General features: G+C 59.5%; 2 protein-coding genes. One reads left to right on the forward strand and one right to left on the reverse strand.

Going from position 1 to position 1,738, the window contains the following annotated elements; translation table 11 throughout:
• Positions 1–431: 431 nt before the first annotated feature.
• Positions 432–566 (reverse strand): hypothetical protein, encoded by a 135-nt coding sequence (locus CK944_RS24255; RefSeq protein ID WP_256388183.1) that lies wholly within the window; start codon positions 564–566, stop codon positions 432–434.
• 1,035 nt (positions 567–1,601) lie between these two features.
• Here CK944_RS24255 and CK944_RS22010 point away from each other — a divergent pair.
• A partial coding sequence (locus CK944_RS22010; protein ID WP_146038764.1) for a VOC family protein occupies positions 1,602–1,738 on the forward strand: 137 nt, incomplete at its 3' end.

A 1,738-nucleotide genomic window follows, 5' to 3' on the forward strand; every position in this document is an offset into this window, starting at 1 on the left:
TCCGTGCTGGGCGCCGAAGAAGGCAGAAAGAGGCACCTACAGCCTATGAAAGGCTTGGAGCAGCAGGGAGGAAACCGGTTGGCAGACAGCGAACCCCCCTGGGTGAGAACCGGACAAGCAGCACCGAGGGGGGTACAGGCAGCGAGACTAAGGACTTCACCTGAACTCTTCCTAAAGCTATATNCATCACTGAAATAACAGGATATTTTGATAGATTTTTGAAATCATAGTCGTTTTTTGGCGTTCTGTGGTGTTTTCGTGCAGAGGCCTTCTGTCCAGGGTGCTGTGTTCAGCAAGGCCCCTCCTTCCCCGGCGGGACTTTTTGCTGCGCCGCAGCCGAGCCGTGAGTCAACCTCAGATAGTTCTGAGCCAGATGGGGTTTTATGACACACGAAACCCTGGCCCGAGTGATCGCGCCGGGGTTGTGCAATTTAGGGCTTCTTGGCCGCCTTGCGCTGCGCCTCGCGCAGGGCTTCCGCAAGCTGCCGGGTCAGTTCCTTCAAACGAGGCGGCAGAGCGGGCGGGGCCTTCGGTTGAGCCGGAGGGCGGGAGGGTGCTTTGCTCATGGCGTAACGAACCAGGCGCGGGTGCAAAGGTTCCAGGACGCGAAAGGCCCTTACAACCATGCAAGGGCCTCCCATGAAGATGTTCAACGAGTCCTCACCTCATCTGAACCGGGCAGTTTAGAAAAGGTTCCAGCTACAGTCCGTCCGAACTGTCAGATTAGCCGTGAAACGAGCGTGAAACACCGACAGGGCACGCAAGAAGAAAGGAAAGTGTCAAGGAATTGACACAACGGTCCCGGCTTCCGGAGTACACACTTTCCACGCAATTTATTGAAAACGTCCCTGTTTGCTTAACAAAAGGCAAAAGATGCATTCTCGTCACTGCCCAGCTTCCTCCCCGTTCTATGAGCCTAAAAAACGACTGACGACCGATGAGTGGGAACTGATTATGGACGCCTTGAGCGCCTATCAGCACAACGAGGTTTACCGCGCCCTTTATGAAAAGCTTGGAGGAGCCCAGGCTCACGGATCGCGTTTCGCAGCGTGACGCTGTCAAAGGACAAGCAGACCCGCGCTGCCTGAACGGCAGAACCAAGACCGACCAGGACGCCCGGCAAGGCCAGGGCCAGAAGAAGCGCCCGCCACGAGTTAGCGCGTCCCGCGCCGAGCATGGCGACCGCATCACGAAACGCCGCCGTTCCACCAGAGGGCGGCACCGGCAGCTTAGGGGCGTTCCCCAGGTGGACCGGGCCTGCGGCCCGCCCTTCGGGTAGATAGTCCACCTGGACCGGCTGACACCCCTGCGAACCCTACCCGCAAGCGGGCAGGGAACCCCTTGCAGGGAACCCCGTCAGCCTACGCCAGAACCACCAGCACCAGGACGCAAAGCTATGGGCTGAGGAAAAGAAAGAAGGCCGGAGGGATACCGCACCGGCCAGAATAGGCCACAGCGCCGCGCAGAGCGCCGCCAGCAGCCCTTATGCAGTCCTGACACTATGGAACTTGCCAGATCGCTGAAGATCCTGCCTGAAGGACAGCGGCCGGAGCCCCTTGAGAACGGGGCAGACTAACCCCTGCCCGCTGAAGGAGCCCGCGATGCGGCACATCGATCATGTCGTGGTTGCTGTCCGGGATCTGGACGGGGCCGCCGATCTTTACGCCCGGCTTGGCTTTCAGGTCGGACCACGCAACCGCCATCCCTGGGGAACCGAGAACCGGATCATCCAGTTCCG

This window comes from Paracoccus sp. SY (genome assembly GCF_002901215.1).
Classification (GTDB): domain Bacteria; phylum Pseudomonadota; class Alphaproteobacteria; order Rhodobacterales; family Rhodobacteraceae; genus Paracoccus; species Paracoccus acridae.